The sequence below is a fragment of the Bacteroides cellulosilyticus DSM 14838 genome, from assembly GCF_000158035.1.
GTDB classification, from domain to species: Bacteria; Bacteroidota; Bacteroidia; order Bacteroidales; family Bacteroidaceae; genus Bacteroides; species Bacteroides cellulosilyticus.
This window is the reverse complement of the sequence record NZ_EQ973491.1, coordinates 210007-228701: the sequence shown is the minus strand read 5'-3', so window position 1 is coordinate 228701 and position 18695 is coordinate 210007. Positions and strand designations below refer to the sequence as shown.

Here is an 18695-nt window from a genome sequence, read left to right as displayed (position 1 = left end):
CTACCTAATAGTGATAAACGACTCCCGGCTTAAAATTGTATCGGACGGTAAAAAAAGCGTTATGAGCCTAACCGCCAATAAGATGATGAATCAAATGCAAGATATGCTCACAGCTTGCATGATAGGCGATCTCTCAAAAATGTCTTCCGATTACAAACTGGAATATTTTGAAAATGATTCCTATTATATAGTGAAGATTAAGCCGGTCAATAAAGCCATACAAACTTACATTTCGGAAATTGAAATATACCTGGATAAGAAAGATATGTCGGTTTACAAATTACGCCTTTCCGAAACAGCCACCAATTATACGGAATATGAGTTTTACAACAAGAGATTTAATGCTTTGAAAGATGAAACAAAGTTTTCTATTCGCTAATCTGATCTTTATTCTGTATCTATTCACTTCCTGCAGCTCCTCAAAAACAATAGCAGGAGATGCCACATCTTATGTGACACCTATCATTTGCGCTGAAGAATATTCGCAAAAATACAATATGCAGTTAGACTTCATGAAGCATCACTTCAGCGGTTTATTAATTGTACGGAAATTGCCGGATAATGAAATAAGAATATTGGCATCTACTTACTTTGGACTCAGTCTTTTTGATTTTTCACTTCGGGAAAATGAATTTCACGTCAACAGTTGCATAGAGCCCATGAAGAAAAAGAAAATGCTGCTATTACTGGAAACAGACTTCAAGAATCTATTTTTAAGTGGAAAGAATATCCGCATCAAAAAGAAAAGCAGTACCTTTGAAAAAAGAGTCACAGGCAGGGGATTCGGTAAATCAGTATTCTATCTATCGGAGTTCAACTCAGGACATCCCGAACAGATAAAAATCAAACATCCCTGGTTGCGACTAAGTATACAGTTGGACAAATTAAAAGAAAACCCAAACTAATATGGCTGAACTTCTTCCCAATTTCTATAAAGTCACGCACTCTGAGCATATCAATGAAACAGACTGGGTAGTGCAAGTCATGCTCAACCCACAACATGCTATTTATAACGGACACTTTCCAAAACAGCCCGTAGTTCCGGGCGTTTGTATGCTGCAAATAATAAAGGAGTGCATAGAAAAAATACAGCAAACTCCCCTGCAATACAAGCAGATAGCATCATGCAAGTTTCTTTCAGTTATTAATCCGAATGAAACACCGGAATTAAAGCTCTCATTGACTATCAAAAAAAACGAAACGGATACATTCCAGATTCTGGCTGAAGGAGCATCCTCAAAAGATATCTGTATTAAATTAAAAGCACAACTAATTGGCAAATAAACATGGAAGAACGTAGCGAGGAACTATGGCATGAGAAAGCCAGGCAACTTGGTATTGTAGTTATTATACCTACCTACAATAATGAAAAGACGCTGACTACCGTAATTGAAGATGTACTCTTCTATGTAGAAGATATCATCGTTGTCAATGACGGCTCTACCGATAGCACCCCTACTCTTCTGGAAAACTATCCGAACCTGCATATCATCACCCATCCTACCAATAAAGGAAAAGGAACTGCCTTGAAGAACGGATTGAAGCAGGCCAAAGCAGCCGGCTACCGATATGCCATCACTATAGATTCCGATGGACAACATTTTGCTTCGGACATTCTTTTTTTCATGGAAGAAATAGAAAAAGAACCGGATACGTTGCTGGTAGGTGCCCGCAATCTGACTTCGGACAATATGCCGGGCAAGAATACTTTTGCTAATAAGTTCTCCAACTTCTGGTTTAAACTTGAAACCGGAGTAAAGCTTCAGGATACCCAATCGGGTTACCGGCTCTATCCATTACATAAAATCAATGTGCAGAGATTCTACTATACCGCTAAATATGAATTTGAGCTTGAAGCACTGGTCTTTGCAGTATGGGGAGGAACCACGGTCCGCAATATACCCATACATGTCTATTATCCGCCCCAGGAAGAACGTGTCTCCCACTTCCGTCCTTTCCGGGATTTCACTCGCATCAGCATATTGAATACCTTCTTAGTGTTCATCACTTTCCTCTGGATTTATCCGCGTAACTTCTTCCGGAAACTAACCTGGAGTAATTGCCGGAAATTCTTCCGGACTCACATTACACAGTCCGAAGAATCGAATCTGAAGATTACCTATGCCATTATGTTAGGTATATTTATGGGAATAGTCCCGATTTGGGGATACCAGATGCTTGCCACTTTATTTTTGGCTCATGTGCTTAAACTCAACAAAGTAATAGCTATTGTAGCAGCTAATATCAGTATTCCTCCCATGATTCCTTTCCTATTATATGGCAGTTACCTGACAGGATGTAAAGTCTTGAACAGGCCGGTTGAACTTCATCTTACCGATATTTCATTTGAAAATGTGAAATCGGTTTTAGAGCAATATTTAATTGGAAGTGTTATCTTTGCAACCGCTTGTAGTATATTGGCAGGTATTATAACGATCAGCCTGCTCACTATATACAGAAGGCCGAAAACAACATGACTCAGTTCTTTATCAGACTATATAATTATTTTCAAAGACACAAAGTTCTCTTCTATTTGTCACTCTGTGTTTGTGTCCTTTTTATGGGGTACTTCGCCTGGCAAGTCAGGTTTGAAGAGAATGTGACCCGTTTCTTTCCTGATACGAAGAACAACCAGAACATCACCAAGGTATTTGATAATCTAAAAATAAAGGATAAGATTATCATCTTAATCTCTCCTGCCGACTCTATAGTAACTCCGGATCTAATGATAGAGGTCGGAGACCAACTGAAACAAAACTTATTAGAAGAGTCTAACCAAACCTGGATTAAAGATATCTTTTCGGAAGTAGATGAAACAACCATTGAAAAAGCAACAGATTTTGTTTATGAAAATCTTCCGCTGTTCTTGACGGAAAAAGACTATCAACACTTCGACTCACTCTTAACACAGGAAGGCATAGAAGCCATGATGCGAAAGAACTATACCAACCTTCTTTCTCCCGCAGGTATAGCATTGAGAGGTTATATACAAAGAGACCCGTTAGGACTTGGAAATAACGTCTTAAAGCATTTGCAGGATTTTCAGTTGGAAACCAATTATGAAATCAACAACGGACACATCTTTTCGAAGGACGGAAATACATTGCTGATGTTTATGACCCCGGTATTCGGAACAGGAAGTACCGGTGAGAATGAAAATCTGATCCGAATACTTGAAAATGAGCTGCAACAGATTCAGAAAGAGTGTCCTTCCATTCGCGCATCTTACTTTGGAGGTCCCTCGGTCAGCGTCTATAATGCACGACAGATTAAAAAGGATACCATTATTACTTCTTCGATCGCACTGCTGATTATCATTGTTTTCATCTCGCTGGTGTTTAAGCATAAGAAATCGATCCCTCTCATTGTCACTCCTGTTTTATTCGGGGGATTGTTCGCTTTATGCCTGATTTATTTTATTCAGGGATATATATCTGCAATTGCCGTAGGTGCCGGCTCGGCTATTCTGGGTATTGCACTGAGTTATTCCATACACATGCTGGCTCATCAAAATCATGTTTCTACCGTCCAGCAATTGATTAAAGAAATAACTTATCCGCTTACAGTAGGCAGTTTCACTACAATAGGTGCATTCTTCGGACTTACTTTTACCACTTCCGAATTGCTACGCGATTTCGGTTTGTTTGCTTCTCTGGCACTTATCGGTACTACTCTTTTTTGTCTTATTTACCTTCCACATTTTCTGAAAGGACAAGCTGATGTGAAGCAAGGCAGGGTCTTACGCTTTATTGAAAAAATCAATGCCTATCCTTATGAAAAGAACAAATGGTTAGTAGGCATCATCGTTATTATTACCCTCATCGGCTTATTTACTTCACAGAAAGTCAAGTTTAACGAAGACATGATGAGCCTCAACTATGAACCTCAGCACTTAAAACAAGCAGAGGCTAAACTGGAACAGCTTTTCAATGCCCAAGAGAAAACCGTACTTTTTGTCAGTGTAGGTAAGAACATGACGGAAGCACTCGAAAGCTATGCAAATACCAATCAGCACTTATCCGCTTTTAAAGAGCAAGGGCTTATTAAAGCATATGCATCTGCCGAGCAATTCTTAATTTCACCGGAAGAACAGCAAAAGCGTCTGGAACAATGGAACCAGTATTGGGGAGAGTCGGGAAAGATATCAACTATTCGCAAATACATAGAAGACGCTGCCCGTACCTATCACTTCCGGGAAGGTAGTTTCGATGCATTTTACCAATGGTTAGAACATCCATTCCAGCCCTATAATTATCAGGACAATACAAATAGTATCGCTACTACCCTACTAAACGAATGGCAAACAAGTGCTGATTCCATCACGATGCTCGTTACCCAGGTACGCATCACTGATGATAATAAGGAAGAAGTCTATCAACAATTCAAGGATAATACGGATGTTGTAGTCTTCGACCGGAGTTATTTCACTAATCAATGGGTCTCTGCCATCAATAACGACTTTTACCTGATACTTTATATTTCTTCGTTCCTTATATTCCTGGCTCTATTGATTTCGTACGGGCGTATAGAATTAACTCTGATCAGTTTCCTGCCTATGCTTATCAGCTGGACCATTATTTTGGGCCTGATGGGGATTCTGGGTATCGAATTCAACATTATCAATATTATCCTCTCCACTTTCATTTTCGGTATCGGAGACGACTTCAGTATCTTCATCATGGATGGACTCCAAAACAAATACCGGACAGGAAAAGCGATCCTGAATTCCCATAAGACAGCTATTTTCTTCTCTGCATTCACAGCCGTTGTGGGAATGGGAACTTTAGTATTTGCCAAACATCCCGCCCTGCAATCCATTTCACTGATTTCCATCCTTGGAATGGCAGCGGTGGTATTAGTAGCCTATACCATACAACCTATTATTTTCCAGTTCTTTATTGCTAAACCGGCTTCTAAGGGACTGCCCCCGTATACCTTGATAGGCTTACTCCGCACGATCCTCCTTTTCATGCTCTTCGTTACAGGATGCATCATTCTGAGAATTTTCATAATCTTATTATACCTCATTCCGGTACGCCGCAGTTATAAGCAGCAGCTTGTTTGCCGGATTATCAACATTACTTGCAAAGGTATATTGGTAGTGGCAACATTTGTACGTAAAGAACACATCAACGTAACCAATGAGACATTCAAAAAGCCGGCTATCATAATAGCCAATCACCAGTCTTTCATTGATATCCTGGAGTTATTATCTTTTTCCCCGAAGATTATCATGATAACCAATCACTGGGTATGGAACTCTCCGGTATTTGGAAAAATCATTCAATATGCAGGCTTCTTCCATGTAGACGAAGGATATGAACTTTGTGTGGAACGGATGCGGAAAAAAGTAAGAGAAGGATACTCCATCGCTATCTTCCCCGAAGGTACCCGGACCTATGACGGCAAGATGAAACGTTTTCATAAAGGTGCTTTCTATTTATCAGAAACTCTGCAATTGGATATTATTCCTATTCTGCTATACGGCAATGGAGAGATTATAGCCAAGGCACAACCTTTCTATGTCCGCAAAGGCATTATTTACTCTAAAATATTACCTCGCATACTTTATAACGATGATTCATTCGGAACTACCTATCAGGAACGTACCAAGCGCATCTCTTCCTACATGAAAGAAGAATATGCACGTATTTGCCTGGAAAAGAATACACCGGCGAATCCGGCATTTTATGAAGCATTGGTACTGAACTATATCTATAAAAGTCCTGTCATCGAGTGGTACATCCGCATCAAAGTAAAGATGGAACACAATTACCAGTTATTCAATCAACTGATTCCGATGAAAGGACAGATTACAGATATCGGTTGTGGTCTCGGTCCTCTGTGCTATATGCTGTCTATGATATCCAAAGAAAGGCAAATATTAGGAATCGATTATGACGAAGATAAAATAGCTATAGCTCAACACGGCTGGCTTCGTGGCGAAAACCTTCGTTTTGAACATGCTGACGCATCGGTTTATGAGTTCCCGGAAAGTGATGTCTTCATCCTGAATGACGTATTGCATTACATGAATTATGAACATCAACATGACTTGTTAGTGAGATGTGCCAATCTTCTTCGTCCTGAAGGAATGATTATCGTACGTGATGGAAATTCCGCTGAGACCCATAAGCATCGGCTAACCCGCCTCACGGAAGTTCTCTCTACCCAAGTTGTCAAGTTCAACCGCACTACGGATGAGCTCTGCTTCACTTCCGAAGCTCAAATTCAGAGCATAGCCCGGGAGTGTGAAATGGAAGTAAAGACTATCCGAAACGATAAATATACATCGAATACCATCTATATACTTAAAAAGCAATTGCCATGAGTAAGTATGACATCATCATCATTGGAAGCGGATTAGGTGGCCTTGAATGTGGAGCCATATTTAGTAAAGAAGGGTATAACGTATGTGTGCTCGAAAAGAACGAACTGTTTGGAGGATGCTTTCAGACGTATCGCCGGAAAGGACATTTGTTGGATACAGGAATTCATTATATAGGTAGTCTGGATGAAGGACAAGTCATGAATCAGTTTTTCCGGTATGTAGGAATCATGGATCACCTCAAAGTCCGGAAACTGGATGAAAATGCTTTTGATAAGATTTTCTATAAGAATCGCGTATATGATTACGCAATGGGATACGAACGCTTTACCGATACCCTTTGCCAATCATTTCCTCACGAAAAAGAAAATCTCCGGCAATATACAACGTTACTGAAAGAGGTAGGCAACCTGATCAGTGTGGATAATCTGAAGAAAGGTATTATTTCTACTGAAGGAATGAAGTTCTTCAATACCTCAGCAGCAGGAATGATAGATAAGATTACCACCAATCCTGATTTGCAATCGGTATTGGCCGGTTCGGCACTTCTGTATGGTGGCTTAAGAGAACATTCCAACTTCTATGAACACGCCATGATTAACAACTCCTACATACAAGGAGCCTATCGGTTCATTGACGGAAGTATGCAAGTGGCCTCTGAGATGATCAATGTGATTCGCACTCATGGCGGAACAGTTTTGAACAACAGTGAAGTCACCCGTATCATTGTAGAGAACAATCAGGTAGCAGGGGTAGAGATAAACCATGCAGAGCGGATAGAAAGCAAATACATCATCTCTAACGTACACCCCAAACAAACATTAACCTTGCTAGACAAAACCCGCTGTATCAAAAATGCCTATATCTCCCGTATTAATTCTTTAGAAAACACATACGGCATTTTCACTCTTTATCTGATTATGAAAGAGAAAAGTTATCCGTATCTGAATCAGAACCTCTATCTGCATGGAGACAATGATGTATGGTATGATAAGAAAGTCAATATGGGATATACCACCAATTGCATGATCTCCACACAAGCATCTTCCCGCAACAGTGATTATGCAGACGTCATTTCCATTCTGACTCCCATGTATATAGATGAGCTGTCTGCCTGGCAGGATACACTTCCCGAACAACGAGGTGAAGACTATAAAGCCTTCAAAATGGAAAAAGCCAGGCAATTGTTGGAGTTCATCAAAAGTCACGGGATCGATTTTACCGATCACATCGAGACTATGTATACCACTACTCCACTTAGCTACAGAGACTTTACGGGTACTTGCGACGGTTCTGCTTATGGAATTATCAAAGATTACAAATGTCCGCAGATCGGTTTTGTTTCCACCCGGACCAAACTGGGAAACTTATTTCTCACAGGACAAAACCTGAACGTTCACGGTGCTTTAGGAGTTACATTAACCTCCATCATCACTTGTGGCGAATTACTCGGACATGAATATTTAGCTAAACGAATAGGCCATGCATAAGATATTAAAGAAAACAATTAAATATACGGCATGTGGCATAGGGGTGCTTCTCCTTGCCATTATCCTCTTTGTTAGCATCCTCTATTTCTCTGCGGATATGCTGACTCCCGACTACACCCCCAAGGCCAACGGAGAATTGGTACAGACAGACAGTCTTCGGGAATATGCGGGCAATTATCTACGGCAAAGCAACAGTGGTCTGTGGGAGTTGAAGGTGAGTGGCGATGCATTCCAGCGCGGTGAGGCCATAGGCAAACTTTCTTCTGATTTGCTATACTATCAGGAGAAAGTCTTTGTTGACCAGATACGCGAAATAGTACCTTCTGACAATTATCTTAAGTTTCTCCGCTTCTTCATCGTACTTTTCAACCGTAATTTAGGAGAGAATGTCCCGGAAGAATTCAGAGATGAAATTTATGGTATTTCGCTCTCCTGTACCCATGAGTACGACTTTATCGGTACTCCCTACGAGCGCCAACTCAATTATCATTCGGCTCACGATCTGGGACATGCCATGCAAGATTACATGTTGGTAGGTTGCAGTTCCTTTGCCACCTGGGGAGAAAACAGTGCCGACTCTTCCCTCATCATCGGACGCAATTTTGATTTTTACATGGGGGATAAGTTTGCACACAACAAGCTGGTATCTTTTTATCAGCCCGAGCAAGGCTATAAATTTGCATCCGTGGGTTGGCTGGGTATGATCGGTGTACTTTCGGGCATGAATGAAACCGGACTCACGGTGACTATCAATGCTGCAAAATCGGATATGCCGACTGCATCCGCCACTCCCATCTCTATCCTAACCAGAGAGATACTGCAATATGCCTCAACGATTGATGAAGCTTATGCTATCGCCCTGAAGCGAAAAACATTTGTTTCCGAATCCATACTGATCGGTTCTGCGCGGGATGGCAGAGCCGCTATCATTGAAAAGTCACCGGAGAAGACGGCACTTTTTACAAGTAGCGGTAATCAGATTATTTGTACCAACCATTATCAATCAGATACTTTCCGCAACGATGAACGCAACCAGGAAAACATTGCGACTTCCGATAGTCCCTATCGTTTTGCCCGTCTGCAAGAACTGTTGAAAGAGAATAAGCCTATCGACCCGATGAAAGCTGCTTCCATTCTCCGCAACCAAAAAGGATTGGACAATATTGATTTGGGCATGGGTAATGAAATGGCTATTAATCAACTCATAGCCCATCACTCTGTTATTTTCCTACCGGAGAAACAGATCATGTATGTATCCACTTCTCCCTGGCAATGCGGCAAGTATATGGCATACGATCTAAACAAAATATTCAGCGATACCATAGATTTCCATCACGAAATCGCCACTTTGAATCTGACTATTCCCGAAGACAACTTTATCAGGCAAGCAAACTACAAACAGTTCATGGCTTATAAACAGCTAACGAAGCTCATCCGGGAAAAGACCCAACGGAAAGAAACAATAGAAACAAAGGTCCTGAATCTTTATGAGGCATCCAATCCTTCATTCTATTACGTTTACGAAGTATTGGGAGATTATTATGCTGCAGTACAACAAACTGGTACAGCCATAACCTATTGGCAGAAAGCACTAACAATGCCCATACCCAAACAAGCTGAAAAAGTACGAATCCTACAAAAAATCAATAAAAAGCAATAATATGGAAAAGAATCCAGACATACAGTTTCGCTCTCCCGAAGAGATTAAATTGTATCAGGAAGCCAGACTCACTGAAACCTTGGCTTACTTGCAGGCACATTCCCGCTTCTATCAGCAAATGTTCAAAGAACATTCCATAGACATCACCCGAATCAAGAAGATAGAAGATCTCCAACAAATTCCCGTTACCACCAAAACAGACCTGCAACTACATAATAGTGAATTCATCTGTGTAGACCCGGATGATATTATCGACTATGTCACCACTTCCGGCACTTTAGGAGATCCGGTTACTTTTGTACTGACCTCCAAAGACCTGGACCGTTTGGCATACAACGAGTATCTGTCCTTCAATACCGCTGGATGCAGCCGACACGATATACTGCAACTGATGACCACCATAGACCGCCGCTTCATGGCAGGGCTGGCCTACTACCTGGGAGCCAGAGAGCTCGGTATGGGAGTAGCCCGTGTAGGCAACGGTATACCGGAACTGCAATGGGATACCATTCATCGTATTCACCCTACCTGCGGCATGGTCGTTCCTTCATTCCTGATTAAATTGATAGAGTTTGCCGAGAAAAATCAGATTGATCATAACACCTGTTCTATGAAGAAGTGTGTATGTATCGGCGAAGCACTGCGTAACCCCGACTTTACATTGAACACCCTTGGACAGCGTATCAGCGAAAAGTGGCCGTCACTCCAACTCTATTCCACTTATGCCTCTACGGAAATGCAATCGTCCTTTACCGAATGTTCCGAATTCCATGGCGGACACCTGCAACCCGAGCTTATCATTGTAGAGTTTCTGGATGACAAGAACCTTCCGGTGAAAGAAGGGGAACCGGGAGAAGTAACCATTACCACCTTAGGGGTGGAAGGTATGCCTTTGCTTCGTTTTAAAACCGGAGACATTTGTTACCAATATACGGAACCTTGTGCATGTGGCAGAAACACCATCCGGTTAAGCTCTGTGCTGGGACGAAAAGGACAAATGATAAAATACAAAGGAACAACCCTGTATCCACCTGCATTATTCGACATATTGGATGATATTCCGCGGGTAAAGAACTACGTTGTTGAGGTGTACACCAATAAGTTAGGTACAGACGAAATCCTGATCCGGATTGGCAGTGACGAGAACAGCGAAAGCTTTGCCAAAGAAATTAAAGATTTATTCCGCTCTAAAATACGGGTAGCTCCTACTATCCGGTTTGAACCGGCAGAATATATCTCTCAGATACAAATGCCTCCGATGAGTAGAAAAAGCATCAAATTCTTTGATTTACGATAACTAATTTCTAATTTTGACAAAATAATAAACTGAGTACTGATTCTAAATTATTAATTGTATGAAAAAGCTATTCACCCTTCTGTTCCTTGCAACAAGCATGATTTGTTTCGGACAAAACAAGAACTTCCTTAAAGAAGTTGAAAGTATCAATTTCTATGGAGTGGACTATTCAGCGGCTAAAGTATTTGGCGCAGCAGAAACCCCGGCACAATTTAAAGTAGCATTTGATGGAATTAACCGATTGTTCATTACCGAAGCCAAGAAATATGACGTAAGTAAGAAGCTGAAAGTAAGAGTTAATGAAATCTCACTCGATGCTGTCAATCAGGTCAATGAAGCTATCGATCCACAAGAATTGATGACGACCAATGCAAGCTATATGCTGAGTGAAGATCAGATTAAGCAAATTGTGAACGCACTTCCCACACAAAAGAAACCGGGTATTGGCTTGGTTATCATTGCCAAATTACTGAACAAAGCAGAAGCATACGGTTCTTATCAAGTAGTATTCTTCAATACGGAAACGAAAGAAATAATACAAGACTGGGCAACCGGTGGTAAAGCAAGAGGTTTCGGGCTGCGTAATTATTGGGCAGGCTCCATCCATAAGGTTATAAGGAATCTATAAAGCAAGATTGTATAAAAGAGATGATCTGTTAAATGAAAATAAGCGATATTTATACACAAACCACGCTTCTATGCGAAGAGTTTTTATCGTTAGTTATCAACGGGTTACAAGATATCAACTTTTAGTAGACAAGAAATTAAGAGTTTGTCAACAAGGAATTAACTTCTTGTCGACAAACTCTTAACTTTTTGTAATCGGGGATTTGAGACTTTATCCATTTTCCTTACACGGTATAAAGTAATCCTATTCATCCTTCTATTTCCTGAATATCTTTTTTCAGCTCCTCCACCTGTTCATAAGTAAATCCGTCAAGAGCTCTCTTCATACTGAGCAGTTCTTCACGAATAGCTTTCAGACGATCTACAATTTCAAAGTTACGAAGAGTGTTTTCTTTATTGTCCTTCATTCGCTGGCGGGCACCGGGTAATGTCATTCCCCGTTCCTTCACCAGATGATAGATCAGCTTCACAGTTTCAATATCCTCTTTGCGATATTGCCGCACCCCACGGCTCCCCTTCTTCGGAGAAAGTTGTGGAAACTCTTTCTCCCAGAAACGAAGCAAGGACTCGTTCACATCGAACATCTGGGCCACCTCACTGATGGAATAATATAATTTCAAGTCTTTATCCATAGCTGTTAATCGAGAACTTTACCATGGTTGGCAGCAATCTGTATCATCCGGTCGTAATCCTTGGCACTCAAATCCATAAAGTAATAGTTGACAGGGTTGACTACCTGACCTTTTACATGAACTTCATAATGCAAGTGAGGGCCTGTACTCTTTCCCGTACTGCCTACCCCGCCAATAACTTCACCGCGTACCACCTTCTTGCCGACCTTAGTACGGAAATCACGCAAATGCGCGTATACGGTCTGATAACCAAATCCATGATCTACCACAATCCGATTACCATATCCGGTTTGCCACCCCATCTGTATCACCGTACCATCTCCTGTGGCATAAACATCCGTACCCAAAGGTGCCGAGAAGTCCATACCTGCATGGAATTTTGTAGTTCCGTAAATAGGGTCGATACGCGTTCCGTAACCGGAAGCTGTTTTGCGAAGGTCTTTATTGGAAACAGGCTGGATAGCGGGGATACAACGCAACATTTCGTCATGGCTCTTACACATATCCACCACATCATCGAAGGAACGCGACTGGATATAGAGTTGCTTGCTAAGCATATCCATCTTCTGAGTTGTATTCACTACCAGATCGGAGTTCGCCATATCCATCAGGTGTTCATAACGGTTAGTGCCGCCATAGCCTGCCTGACGAATAGCCGAAGGTACAGGGTCAGCCGCAAATATAACCCGATACAGGTTATCATCACGCTGTTGCACATCCTGCAACACCCCCATTGCCTCGTCCAGACGACGGGAAAGCACATTATATTGCGCTAAAAGTTGGCTATTTTCCTTCCTCAACTCTTTCTCGGAAGGTGAACCGAAGATAATCAGCAGAATAATGAAACTACCTGCCCCTAAGCCCATGCCGATAAACAAACGGCGCAGGAGACTCACCATCCGTTGCCGGACAGTAGGGTAAATACGGTCATAAGTCTGCGTCTGTGGATTATAAATGTAGTAAACTTTGCGCATCTTTTGGAAATATTTCGCTCATTAATACGACAAAAGTAATAAAAACAAGCTATCTTTGCACAGTTTTTTCAAGAATTATAAGATTTATGATTTATGATTTATGATTTATAAGAAAACAGTGATGGGGAAACATCTACAGTATTCGGCAAGTTATTCTTTTAAATCATGTGATGCATAAGTCATAAATCCTCATGGCATAAATCATAAATCATAAAATCATAAATCAGACAGACGTATGTTGACTGCAAATGAAATCCGAAACTCGTTCAAGAGTTTCTTCGAGAGCAAAGGCCATCAGATAGTGCCCTCGGCTCCAATGGTAATTAAAGATGACCCGACACTGATGTTTACTAACGCGGGGATGAACCAGTTCAAAGATATTATTTTGGGTAACCACCCGGCAAAATATAAAAGAGTCGCGGACTCGCAGAAATGCCTGCGCGTTAGCGGAAAGCATAATGACCTGGAAGAAGTAGGACACGATACGTACCACCATACCATGTTCGAGATGCTGGGCAACTGGTCGTTCGGTGACTACTTTAAGAAAGAGGCAATCAACTGGGCATGGGAATACCTGGTAGATGTTCTGAAGATAGATCCGAAGAACCTTTACGCCACCGTATTCGAAGGCAGCCCCGAAGAAGGACTGGAACGTGACAATGAAGCCGCTTCCTATTGGGAACAGTTCTTGCCAAAAGATCATATCCTCAACGGAAACAAACACGACAACTTCTGGGAAATGGGTGATACAGGTCCGTGTGGTCCCTGTTCCGAGATACATATCGATTCACGTCCTGAAGAAGAAAAGGCTCAGATCCCCGGTAGTCAACTGGTGAACAAAGACCACCCACAAGTAATCGAGATATGGAATCTTGTGTTCATGCAGTTCAACCGCAAGGCCGACGGTAGCCTTGAAGGACTTCCTGCCAAAGTTATCGATACCGGTATGGGCTTCGAAAGACTGGTGCGCACACTACAAGATAAGACTTCTAATTATGATACAGATGTATTCCAACCCATACTAAAGGCTATAGGTAACATGACCGGCAAGAAGTATGGTGAAGACGAGAAGTCGGACATCGCTATGCGTGTTATCGCCGACCACATCCGTACAATCGCTTTCTCTATTACAGACGGACAATTGCCTTCGAATGCAAAGGCAGGTTATGTAATCCGCCGTATTCTGCGCCGCGCAGTTCGTTACGGTTATACATTCCTGGGGCAGAGACAGGCATTCATGTATAAATTACTCCCGGTTCTGATTGAGAATATGGGTGAGGCTTATCCTGAACTGGAAGCACAGAAAGAACTGATCAGCAAGGTTATTAAAGAAGAAGAAGACTCCTTCCTCCGCACACTGGAAACCGGTATCCGCCTGCTGGATAAGACGATGGCTGACGCCAAAGCTGCCGGAAAGACAGAAATCAGTGGTAAGGATGCCTTTACCTTATATGATACTTTCGGTTTCCCGCTCGACCTGACGGAACTGATTCTCCGTGAAAACGGTATGACTGCCGACATCAAGGAGTTCGATGCCGAGATGCAACAGCAGAAACAACGTGCCCGCAATGCCGCTGCCATAGAAACCGGCGACTGGATCACACTGAAAGAAGGAACCACTGAATTTGTAGGTTACGACTATACGGAATATGAAACAAGTATCCTTCGTTACCGCCAAGTAAAACAGAAAAACCAGACATTGTATCAGATCGTACTGGACTATACCCCGTTCTATGCCGAAAGTGGTGGGCAGGTAGGTGATACAGGTGTATTGGTCAGCGAATTCGAAACGATTGAAGTAATTGATACAAAGAAGGAAAATAACCTTCCGATACATATCACCAAGAAATTGCCCGCACATCCGGAAGCTCCGATGATGGCTTGTGTAGATACCGACAAACGTGCTGCCTGTGCAGCCAATCACTCGGCTACCCACTTGCTGGACTCTGCACTCCGCGAAGTACTGGGCGAGCATGTAGAGCAAAAGGGTTCTTTAGTAACCCCCGACTCACTACGTTTCGACTTCTCTCACTTCCAGAAAGTGACGGACGAAGAAATCCGCCAGGTAGAACATCTGGTGAATGCTAAAATCCGTGCTAACATACCTTTGAAGGAATACCGCAATATTCCTATTGAAGATGCCAAAGAACTGGGTGCTATCGCCTTGTTCGGTGAAAAGTACGGCGACCATGTGCGTGTTATTCAGTTCGGTTCATCCGTTGAGTTCTGTGGAGGTACACACGTTGCCGCTACCGGAAACATCGGTATGATAAAGATTGTATCTGAAAGCTCCGTTGCTGCCGGCGTACGCCGTATCGAAGCTTACACCGGTGCACGCGTAGAGGAATTGATGGACACCATCGAAGATACTCTGAAAGATCTGAAAGCGCTCTTCAACAATGCACCCGACTTGGCCGGAACCATCCGCAAGTACATTGAAGAGAATGCCGGATTGAAGAAGCAGATGGAAGACTTCATGAGGGAGAAAGAGGCGCAGATAAAGGAAAGATTGCTGAAAAACATGCAGGAAATCCACGGCATAAAGGTAATTAAGATTTGTGCTCCGATACCCGCAGAAAGCATTAAGAATATTGCATTCCAACTACGTGGCGAGATTACAGAAAACCTGTGTTTCGTTGCCGGAACGATCAATGAAGGAAAACCGATGCTGACAGTAATGTTGAGTGATAACCTTGTAGCCGGTGGATTGAAAGCCGGAAATCTGGTGAAAGAAGCCGCCAAACTGATTCAAGGTGGCGGCGGCGGCCAGCCTCACTTTGCAACAGCAGGTGGAAAGAACATTGACGGACTGAATGCAGCAATAGAAAAGGTACTGGAACTTGCCGGAATTTAATAATTGACTTGTGAAGGCAGGCGGATTATTATTCGCCTGTGCAAGTAAATAACTGGCAAAAGACTTGACTTTGACATTCTGATGTCGTATCTTTGTCAATGTAATCCTGATTTAGTTTCAGGAAGATATATAGTAAAGAGGAGAAGCGAATGTTTCTCCTCTTTTTTTGTATCTATAGAAGTGAAATGAGTTAAGATAGTATGTTTTATATGACAACATACTATGTAATGGACTAAAACAAACGATGTAATTCCCCCAAACAAACCATCTGTTTGAGTAAAATACATCATCCGTTTCAGGTTAACACATCATCTGTTTGCAGAAAATAGAAACGGGAAAGCCGAAGCCCTCCCGTTCCGTTAAACATACATAAATTCTCTCTTGACAAAAAAGGTTAGATTAGTATATCTTTTTCAATTATTCTCCACTCTGATTACGTGGTTTTAAGCGTTCCACATGATAAACTTTACATCCTGTCGGGACTTCCACCGGACAGACTTCGGTTACATCTTCCCAAAAGTCGATATATTCCATTACAGACAGCCTGGTAAGATTGGGAGCATTGAAAGTATAAAGATGCTCTTCATTATTATACTTAAATAGCAGACCTGAACGTTCCACTTCACCTTCCATAACCGGTACCCTTTCATATTGTCCTACGAAAGGAGCAATAGTAGAATCATCCGGACGGACACGCAGGATTCCTTTTTCCCACAAATCAGATTCATTATCCGGTATCATCTCATAACGTCCTCCCTCCTTTACGGTAAAGAAGTTAGTGAATGCATCCACTATATTCTTCTTTTGTTCTTCTGTAGCTTCTCCAATAACCACAATGCCATCTTTCTCTTTAGACCAAACAAATTTCACACATTCGTCTACCTTCACTCTCAACATTGCCGAAGAACCACTGCCGTCTCTTACCGTTATCGAAGTCTCACCTATTCCTTTAGGAATAACCAATATACGCTGATAGCCATTTTCATTTTTCACAAAAGCAGCGGTTACCACGGCATCGTTTCCGTTTATTATGACATAATTGCCATCACCTCCATCCACACCGACAATAATACCTTCCGGTTTATCCTGATAGAGATTCACGGAACCAATCAGATTATCACAAGTCCCAATCTGGTAAATAGGCGCCTCTCCCGTAAAAAATACCATATCACGATAGTCATCCTCGCATGCAGTACCCACAAACAAGAGTGAAATCAACATTAGAATAGAATAGATGTGTTTCATTGTTTTAGTCTTTTTATATCGGATTCGTATAATGAAAATGCAGTAAATAGTTAATTACTGCATGCGAACAGATATTTTTTTTAATCCCAGCTATTTATACGATTTGTTCTTTCGGGTAATTCACCAGATACAAAGTACCTGTGGCACGGGTAAAAGCCGTATATAACCAGCGGAAATAATCTGGTGTCAAATATTCATCCGTCATATACCCCTGGTCAAGAAATACATTCTTCCATTGCCCGCCCTGCGCTTTATGGCAAGTAACGGCATAAGCATACTTCACTTGCAAAGCATTATAATACGGATCAGCCTTCATCTTTTTCATCCGTTCGCGTTTTACAGGAATGTCGGCATAATCTTCGAGCACAGCATAAAACAGCCTGTCATTGTCCGCTTTAGGCAAAGCCGGTGCATCACTATGCAAAGTATCTAACAATAGATTAACTTCCAATTCAAAATCCCCGTAATCAGGAAAAGTGAGCAGAACTTCCGCAAAACGGAAACCATACAACTCACGTGTACGACGCATCCGGTGAAGAACAGCTATCTCACCATTGGCAATGAAATCCATTTCTTTACTTTTTTCTGTCCAGTAGTAATTATTCTTTGCTACCATCAACAAATCGCCCGTGTTCAATTCATCTTCCCGCCAAAGAATTTGCGCGCGTATACCATTATTATAGATATTCGCACGCTTATTGGAACGACATACGACGATGGTTTCATCCATCCCGTCACGGTCGTAACAAGTACTCAACGTATCTATCAGTTCATCGCCCGGAACTACCTTTATATCAGCGAACCCCGATACCTTTATCTTTGGCAGACTCTGGCAGGCATCTTCAGCTATAAGTTGGCGCAACCGGGTAGCATTCCATAATATACCGGAGTCCTGCACCTGACGTACTACCTGCGTCAAATCTACCTCTATCACCTCCAACCCATAACCTTTCAGTGCCTCGGCAAACAAAGCAGGACTCTGTTCTTCACCCACCGGAGGAAGCTGCGCCGTATCCCCCATCAGTATCAACCGACATCCTGTACCGGAATAAACAAACTGTATCAAATCGTCCAGCAAACGCCCTGTACCAAACACAGCACCGGATAACCCCTCGTTCGAAATCATCGAAGCTTCATCCACTATATATAAGGTATGAGTAGTCAAATTATCGTTTACAGAGAAGTTATTCACCTCATTGGAGAAAGACTGCTGACGGTAAATCTTTTTGTGAATAGTAAACGCCGGATGCCCCGCATAAGCCGAAAAGACTTTCGCCGCCCGCCCCGTAGGAGCCAACAGAATTGACTTCTGTTGCAACTTATCCAATGTCCGTACCAGCGCTCCGACCAGCGAAGTTTTTCCTGTACCAGCATATCCGCGCAGCACAAAAACCGCATCATTACGGGGAGATAACAAGAAGGCAGCTAATGATTTTAGTACTATTTCTTGCTCAAAAGTTGGTTCATAAGGAAAATTTTCCTTAATTTGCGTTTCTAAATAGTTATTTATCATTTTTGTAATAGAAAAAAGTTACAGGAACTATCGCCATTAGAATTATTTATTTTATTTTTGCGGTACGAATATAAC

14 protein-coding genes are annotated in these 18695 nt (G+C 42.0%); 10 read left to right on the top strand and 4 right to left on the bottom strand.

The features are described 5' to 3' along the window. From lolA2 to BACCELL_RS13165, 9 genes are all read left to right on the top strand, one after another. Positions 1-379: flexirubin biosynthesis/transport protein LolA2 (gene lolA2, locus BACCELL_RS13205; RefSeq protein ID WP_007212321.1), on the top strand; the 379-nt coding region annotated here is incomplete at its 5' end. Continuing rightward, positions 354-905, top strand: coding sequence for a flexirubin biosynthesis protein LolB2 (gene lolB2, locus BACCELL_RS13200; RefSeq protein WP_007212320.1), 552 nt, complete (start codon positions 354-356; stop codon positions 903-905). The genes lolA2 and lolB2, both read left to right, overlap by 26 nt. Before the next feature lies 1 nt (position 906). Then, positions 907-1284, top strand: coding sequence for an ApeI family dehydratase (locus BACCELL_RS13195; protein ID WP_007212319.1), 378 nt, complete (start codon positions 907-909; stop codon positions 1282-1284). Positions 1285-1286: 2 nt separating this feature from the next. Beyond that, complete coding sequence (locus BACCELL_RS13190) at positions 1287-2477, top strand: DUF2062 domain-containing protein (RefSeq protein ID WP_007212318.1); 1191 nt, start codon at positions 1287-1289, stop codon at positions 2475-2477. After that, positions 2474-6331: a trifunctional MMPL family transporter/lysophospholipid acyltransferase/class I SAM-dependent methyltransferase gene (locus tag BACCELL_RS13185; protein WP_007212317.1), complete on the top strand. Its 3858-nt coding sequence runs from the start codon at positions 2474-2476 to the stop codon at positions 6329-6331. The genes BACCELL_RS13190 and BACCELL_RS13185 overlap by 4 nt, the downstream gene beginning before the upstream one ends. Beyond that, on the top strand, positions 6328-7818 hold the full coding sequence (locus BACCELL_RS13180; protein ID WP_007212316.1) for a phytoene desaturase family protein: 1491 nt from the start codon (positions 6328-6330) through the stop codon (positions 7816-7818). The genes BACCELL_RS13185 and BACCELL_RS13180 overlap by 4 nt, the downstream gene beginning before the upstream one ends. Next, complete coding sequence (locus BACCELL_RS13175) at positions 7811-9478, top strand: C45 family autoproteolytic acyltransferase/hydrolase (protein ID WP_007212315.1); 1668 nt, start codon at positions 7811-7813, stop codon at positions 9476-9478. Before BACCELL_RS13180 ends, BACCELL_RS13175 begins: the two co-directional genes overlap by 8 nt. Position 9479: 1 nt before the next feature. Next, positions 9480-10775 (top strand): flexirubin biosynthesis putative acyl-CoA ligase FlxY, encoded by a 1296-nt coding sequence (gene flxY, locus BACCELL_RS13170; RefSeq protein WP_007212314.1) that lies wholly within the window; start codon positions 9480-9482, stop codon positions 10773-10775. Between the two features lie 58 nt (positions 10776-10833). Beyond that, the gene (locus BACCELL_RS13165) at positions 10834-11403 is read left to right on the top strand and encodes a hypothetical protein (RefSeq protein WP_007212313.1); all 570 of its coding nucleotides are present in this window, start codon (positions 10834-10836) and stop codon (positions 11401-11403) included. 247 nt (positions 11404-11650) lie between these two features. Here BACCELL_RS13165 and BACCELL_RS13160 read toward each other — a convergent pair whose 3' ends face one another. Further along, entirely contained in the window at positions 11651-12034 is a 384-nt protein-coding gene (locus BACCELL_RS13160) for a MerR family transcriptional regulator (protein ID WP_007212312.1), read from the bottom strand. 5 nt (positions 12035-12039) lie between these two features. Beyond that, entirely contained in the window at positions 12040-13008 is a 969-nt protein-coding gene (locus BACCELL_RS13155; protein WP_007212311.1) for a M23 family metallopeptidase, read from the bottom strand. Between the two features lie 235 nt (positions 13009-13243). Here BACCELL_RS13155 and alaS point away from each other — a divergent pair, with 235 nt between their 5' ends. Further along, positions 13244-15862, top strand: coding sequence for an alanine--tRNA ligase (gene alaS / locus BACCELL_RS13150; RefSeq protein ID WP_007212310.1), 2619 nt, complete (start codon positions 13244-13246; stop codon positions 15860-15862). Between the two features lie 417 nt (positions 15863-16279). On the opposite strand, the gene BACCELL_RS13145 is transcribed toward alaS, so the two are convergent. Next, on the bottom strand, positions 16280-17107 hold the full coding sequence (locus BACCELL_RS13145) for a hypothetical protein (protein WP_007212309.1): 828 nt from the start codon (positions 17105-17107) through the stop codon (positions 16280-16282). 94 nt (positions 17108-17201) lie between these two features. Beyond that, complete coding sequence (locus BACCELL_RS13140; RefSeq protein WP_007212308.1) at positions 17202-18620, bottom strand: ATP-dependent DNA helicase; 1419 nt, start codon at positions 18618-18620, stop codon at positions 17202-17204. Positions 18621-18695: the final 75 nt, after the last annotated feature.

Coding starts and splice junctions, on each gene's coding strand:
- lolB2 (WP_007212320.1), top strand. CDS start 354: ATGAAACAAAGTTTTCTATTCGCTAATCTGATCTTTATTCTGTATCTA.
- BACCELL_RS13195 (WP_007212319.1), top strand. CDS start 907: ATGGCTGAACTTCTTCCCAATTTCTATAAAGTCACGCACTCTGAGCAT.
- BACCELL_RS13190 (WP_007212318.1), top strand. CDS start 1,287: ATGGAAGAACGTAGCGAGGAACTATGGCATGAGAAAGCCAGGCAACTT.
- BACCELL_RS13185 (WP_007212317.1), top strand. CDS start 2,474: ATGACTCAGTTCTTTATCAGACTATATAATTATTTTCAAAGACACAAA.
- BACCELL_RS13180 (WP_007212316.1), top strand. CDS start 6,328: ATGAGTAAGTATGACATCATCATCATTGGAAGCGGATTAGGTGGCCTT.
- BACCELL_RS13175 (WP_007212315.1), top strand. CDS start 7,811: ATGCATAAGATATTAAAGAAAACAATTAAATATACGGCATGTGGCATA.
- flxY (WP_007212314.1), top strand. CDS start 9,480: ATGGAAAAGAATCCAGACATACAGTTTCGCTCTCCCGAAGAGATTAAA.
- BACCELL_RS13165 (WP_007212313.1), top strand. CDS start 10,834: ATGAAAAAGCTATTCACCCTTCTGTTCCTTGCAACAAGCATGATTTGT.
- BACCELL_RS13160 (WP_007212312.1), bottom strand. CDS start 12,034: ATGGATAAAGACTTGAAATTATATTATTCCATCAGTGAGGTGGCCCAG.
- BACCELL_RS13155 (WP_007212311.1), bottom strand. CDS start 13,008: ATGCGCAAAGTTTACTACATTTATAATCCACAGACGCAGACTTATGAC.
- alaS (WP_007212310.1), top strand. CDS start 13,244: ATGTTGACTGCAAATGAAATCCGAAACTCGTTCAAGAGTTTCTTCGAG.
- BACCELL_RS13145 (WP_007212309.1), bottom strand. CDS start 17,107: ATGAAACACATCTATTCTATTCTAATGTTGATTTCACTCTTGTTTGTG.
- BACCELL_RS13140 (WP_007212308.1), bottom strand. CDS start 18,620: ATGATAAATAACTATTTAGAAACGCAAATTAAGGAAAATTTTCCTTAT.